4 protein-coding genes are annotated in these 5316 nt (G+C 45.0%); 1 reads left to right on the forward strand and 3 read right to left on the reverse strand.

Going from position 1 to position 5316, the window contains the following annotated elements:
* A partial coding sequence (locus RIM23_RS23360; RefSeq protein WP_446369796.1) for a helix-turn-helix domain-containing protein occupies nt 1–159 on the reverse strand: 159 nt, incomplete at its 3' end.
* A 317-nt stretch (nt 160–476) separates the two neighbouring features.
* Here RIM23_RS23360 and RIM23_RS23365 point away from each other — a divergent pair.
* Entirely contained in the window at nt 477–1586 is a 1110-nt protein-coding gene (locus tag RIM23_RS23365) for an FHA domain-containing protein (RefSeq protein ID WP_446369790.1), read from the forward strand.
* A gap of 176 nt (nt 1587–1762) precedes the next feature.
* On the opposite strand, the gene RIM23_RS23370 is transcribed toward RIM23_RS23365, so the two are convergent.
* On the reverse strand, nt 1763–3445 hold the full coding sequence (locus RIM23_RS23370) for an EAL domain-containing response regulator (protein ID WP_446369792.1): 1683 nt from the start codon (nt 3443–3445) through the stop codon (nt 1763–1765).
* A 358-nt stretch (nt 3446–3803) separates the two neighbouring features.
* Nucleotides 3804–4856, reverse strand: coding sequence for a sensor histidine kinase (locus tag RIM23_RS23375; protein WP_446369794.1), 1053 nt, complete (start codon nt 4854–4856; stop codon nt 3804–3806).
* Between the last annotated feature and the right edge of the window lie 460 nt (nt 4857–5316).

Consider the following 5316-nt stretch of genomic DNA (forward strand, 5'->3'; position numbering starts at 1 on the left):
GGAACAGGCGTTAACATCAGACTTTCGAGAATTAAGCCAATCCTTTCGTTCACGCAAGGCGTAATTCCAAACCTTACGGCAAACTTCTAAATAACGCTCAATTGCCGCTACTTGTTCAATTGTTGGCTCAATCTTGTACTCATAAGTTAATGTCAACACAGGTCTTACCTCCTTTCTACAAATTATATTCTAGTTTGTAGAAGAAAGCAATACCTCTGTAAATTCAATCGGGGTTGACCAGATTGAATTTACCTTGGGGGAGTCCAATGTACCCCCACCCTACTTCACTCCGTTTCGTTGAGGATGGAGTTCTATAGCTCCCCCAATCCCCCACGTTTTGATAGAACCAGGATTTAGCAATGAACCCGAAACCCAACGGTTACCTATCTCGTCCTAGTTACCATGCTGGAATCCGGCAAAGCTTTGTTAGTCTAAAAATATATAACCTGCCATTCCTCTCATCTCACTAACCGCTCATGTCTAGCACCACTACCCCCCTCATCCAAACGCTAAACCCAGAACGCTGGGTTGGGTGGAGTATGGACTTTATCGGCGCAGGTTATACAGGTTTGTTGGTCAAAAATGGGAAACTTGTCCGCAAATTGAAACCGGGGCGTCATTTCAGCTTCGCCTTACCCCTTCTCGAACAATGTGAACTGGTTCTGGTTGATAGCAAGATTCGCCACCTAGAAATCGTCTCCCAAGGAGATTTCTTATCCCGCGATCAATATTTGATTAATATTTCCCTAAATGTCATGTACCAGGTGGTAGATGCGAGACGGGTAGCCCTAGAACTCTCAGATCCAATTGCAGCGCTGACGAGTGCGGTAAAAGATAGTTTAGGGGTAGCTGTAGGTCAATTGCGGATGGAACAATTAGTTAACCAGGGACGAGTACATATCCGACAATACCTACTTGACCATGCCGAGGTATCCTATTCCCTAGGCTTTGCCCTAGAAGACGTGCGAGTCAGTGATATCAACTTTCCGCAGACGAAGGGAATCATTCGTCAAGTGGAGGGAATGAGCGCCACACAGGAAGCCGAACACGAAGCCGCCTTACAAATGCAAATCGCACAAGCCAGTCGCCCCGTTATCCCCCCACCTCCCATACAGCACGTTAATATCATTACACCCCATACCCCCAACGCCAATCCTCCTGCTTTTGGCACTTCCCCTCAACCGAATTCCTTACCCAGCACTGGAGAAGCCACAGCCAATCTACCTGTAAGAGATAAACCCGTATTAGCGCCCACGATAATTTCCCAACCCTCTAGTGGAGTACAGGCGCGTCTAATCCACCACCCATCGGGTGCGACATTCAATTTATCAGCTAGCACCTGCACGATTGGACGAGAACCGAGTAATACGCTGGTTCTCGATGATGGGTTAAGTTCCCGCTATCATGCTCAGATTACTCAATCCAAAGATGCTCAAGGTCAAGTCCAGTACCAGTTAACGGATGTGGGTAGTTCTAATGGTACATTTATCAATGGACAACAGCTTACCCCCCATCAACCTTGCACCCTAACTCCGGGGAATATTATCCGCATTGGCAATCAGGAATGGACATTTAAAGCTGAGTAGATTCTTCGCTGTGCTTATCAAACCCTTGATAGACTAAAGCCGTCAAATCATTCAGTTGGCAATGTAATTTTTTTTATACTCTTACTGAAAAATCTAGAAGCCGAAGCGATGTTTAAACGCCTGTGGTAAGAAGAGGACTGTAATCAGAACAGTGATCTTTGATTTTGTCAATAGACTCAACTTGATAACAGGGGAAACTTTTTCCCTGTACTTAATAACTCAGCAAACGCCTCAGCAGATAAGGGCGGACTAAACCAATACCCCTGGATTTCATCACACTGATGTCCTTTGAGAAAATTTAATTGGCTTAGCGTCTCCACCCCTTCCGCCACAACCTTTAACTTGAGACTGCGAGCCATTTGTAAAATTGCCGTTGTAATCGCTTCATCGCGGCTATCTTCAGTCAGTTGACAGACAAAAGAACGGTCAATTTTTAACACATCAAAGGGGAATTTCTTCAATTGGCTTAAGGCAGAATAGCCTGTACCAAAATCATCAATGGAGATCCGAATACCCAAGGATTTGAATCTCTGCAATGTCGCGATCGCGGCTTCTGGATTTTGCACTAATGTACTTTCGGTGAGTTCTAACTCTAAATAATGAGGATTCAATCTAGTTTCATGGAGGACATCCACAACGAAGTCGGCTAAATTGGACTGATTAAACTGACGGGGCGATAAATTCACGGCAATCCGTAAGGGATATATTTCCTGATCTTGCCAGATTCGCGCTTGCTGACAAGCTTGTCTGAGTATCCATTCGCCCAATGGCACAATTAGCCCGGTTTTTTCGGCTAAGGGAATAAACTCAACAGGCGGAATAATCCCGCGTTGAGGATGATTCCAGCGCACCAAGGCTTCCGCCCCTTCAATCTGTCCCGTGAGCAAATTCACTTTCGGTTGATAATAAAGCTGAAACTCTTGCCGTTCTAAGGCTTGACGCATTTGGATTTCTAGCTCAAAGGCTTCTTGAGATTTTGCTCCAATTGAGGCAATGTAAAATTGGTAGCGGCGATTTCCCGATTGTTTGGCTTCCTCTCTTGCCACACTGGCATGTCTAATCAGGGTGTCGAGTTCTCGACCATCACGCCCTAAGATCGCAATACCGATGTAGGCAGACAGGAAGATTTTATGAGAGTTTACCTGAAACGGTAAATCAAATGCTTTTAATAGGGCTTCGACAATTTGAATACTCTCTGGTTTAAGATAACTTCGACTCAAGAGAATAATAAAATGGTCACTATCGATTTGGGCAATAGCATCCTGCACTCCTAACAGACGGCGTAGGCGTTCGACAACGGCTTGAAGCAATTGATCGCCGATGGCAAGTCCTAAGGTATTGTTCAGTTGGTTAAGTTGTTCGATCTCCAAAGACAACAGGAAAATCTGAAATTTACCCTGATTCCCCTGAGTCTCTAGCTGATCAAAACGTTTCTGTAATAACTGACGATTGGGCAGATTGGGATTGATCACAGACTGCTGTTGGCGTAATTTCACCTTTTGCAGCCGCGCCGCGACTGCACCGAGGATTTGGGCGCGAGTAAAGGGCTTAGTGACGTAATCATCAGCTCCCAAAGTCATACCCTGACGAATATCCGCCCGTTCTGTTTTTGCGGTTAGGAAGATAAAGGGAATCGCAGCCGTTGGTGGATACTGTTGCAGGATCTGGAGTACACCATAACCATCCAGCCCCGGCATGAGGATATCGCAAATAATCAAATCGGGCTGTTTGGTTTGAGCCAATTCCACACCTGTGTTACCGTTATCTGCACCAAGCGTCTCGAACCCCTCAGCGTTCAGGAGTCTGAGTAGATTCCGGCGAATGGCTTTCTCATCTTCAATTACTAAAATCGTCGTCATGACTATAGCTCGCTGGATATCTCGCCCAATGGGAGCAAGTCGGAAAACGAGGCGAGTATTATCGCTTTCCTGTTGAACAAGTTAGCAATTTTGGGCTAGAACCCAATCCTAATAAAATGTTGGGCTTATGGAAGTCAGGAAAAATTATGACTTAGATTTCTATTGTGCTTATGTATAGTATTCTAAAATTAAATAGTTAAAACCCCTACAAATTCACTAAGTTTTGCCGATATATTTTTCTCTAACAAGAGAAAAATATTTAGTTTGGATTGATGATTGTTGAAGACTCAATAGGTGGATATTTGCTGCCGTTTTAGTTGAAAATCCCCCACTCCTCGATTCTCCTGTTCCCTATTGCCTATTCCCGGTTCGCGGTTCCCTGAATCCTGATTTTGCTCCCGCGATCGCCTATCAACGGTAACCGAACCGTAAAAGTCGTACCGACGCCAACTTCACTGGTTACGGTAATTTGACCCTGATGAAGATCAACACATTGTTTGACAATAGCTAACCCCAATCCTGTCCCCGCGATCGCGCCTACATTTTTCCCCCGATAGAAAAAATCAAACAGGTGGGGTATATCCTCTAACGAGATACCAATTCCGTGATCCTGAATCTCAAAGCAAGCATTCTCTCCCTCACGCGCCAGGTTCAATCGAATCGTACCGCCCACAGGAGAGTATTTAATCCCATTGGATAGTAAGTTAGACAGCATTTGTCGCAGTAGTTTTTCATCCATCATCGCGGGTAAACAAGTCACCTGACTCACGAAGGCGAGGGTATAGGTTTGATTCTCATCGTCGGTTAAGTGTTTGATAGTTAAACCCTGCTGAATCTGAGTCACTAACCGTTGACAAAAGTCATGGAGTTCCACGGGGGTGGGAGTAAAGGGTAGTTGTTGTACATCAGCCATACCGACGAACTGCATATTTTCCAAAAGTTGCAGCATCTGTTGCACCGTTTCCTGAATCAGATGCAACTGTTCCACTTGTTCAGCTTTTGTCCATTGGTAATGTTCCAACAATTCAGCCGTAGACAGAATCGTTGTCAGGGGTGTGCGGAATTCATGAGAGGTGATAGATAGAACCTGAGATTTGAAGTCTCCCCGTTGTTTTTCTTTGGCTAAAGCATTAAGAATTTCGGCTTCGGCTTGCTTACGTTTGTCCATTTCCGAGTTTAGTCGTGCAAACGCCTGATTGAGTTCAGTAAGGGTTTGCGGGAAGTTCTGAGGGTGTTCAGGGAGACTCTGTTGTGACTGTGGTTGTGACGCTGATGTTGAAGACGGCGTATGAGTGAGAACCTGCTCAATACCTATCACAATCAAGGTTTCAGGGGAAATGTCCAGGTGAGTTGCCATTTGTTGCAACTTCACCCAATGGTCATCAGTAATGGTAATCGCGATCGTTTGCATCTCAGGTTAGGGATTGAGATGCTACCAGTTTAGCTTTGAGGATTGGGGAAATGGGTAGATTCAAGCCCTCTCGATAAGCAATAATACTTAAATCGCGCTAAAATAGCGGTAAAGTCAGTGGGACTCTCCGGGTAGAGCAAGAAGAGACAACCATAATCAAAAATGCTCAACGATAGAAGTCCCTACAGTACAGGTCAATGACCCTGACCTCTGAGAGATCGGGGTTTGGAAGAATTAGCTTCCAATGTAAGCGTTGTCTTGGGACTGATAGGCTTCCCTGTCACATCATAAAGGCAGATAAACGTCCAGGAGAAACTCAATTCAACAACCCTAACCTAGCTATCGCTGCTCTGTTAGGGATTGCTAGAGACAAATCTAGCAACGCAAGAGTTGAATATCCGCACTGAGTCTAAACTTGGTACAGACTTCCGAATACTTCCCTAGTTCGGATTTGATGACT

Source organism: Coleofasciculus sp. G3-WIS-01 (assembly GCF_040223135.1).
In the GTDB taxonomy this organism is placed as follows: Bacteria; Cyanobacteriota; Cyanobacteriia; order Cyanobacteriales; family Coleofasciculaceae; genus Coleofasciculus.

Bases quoted from the DNA above. Each gene is read 5' to 3' on its own strand.
- RIM23_RS23365 (WP_446369790.1), top strand. From the start codon at position 477: ATGTCTAGCACCACTACCCCCCTCATCCAAACGCTAAACCCAGAACGC.
- RIM23_RS23370 (WP_446369792.1), bottom strand. From the start codon at position 3,445: ATGACGACGATTTTAGTAATTGAAGATGAGAAAGCCATTCGCCGGAAT.
- RIM23_RS23375 (WP_446369794.1), bottom strand. From the start codon at position 4,856: ATGCAAACGATCGCGATTACCATTACTGATGACCATTGGGTGAAGTTG.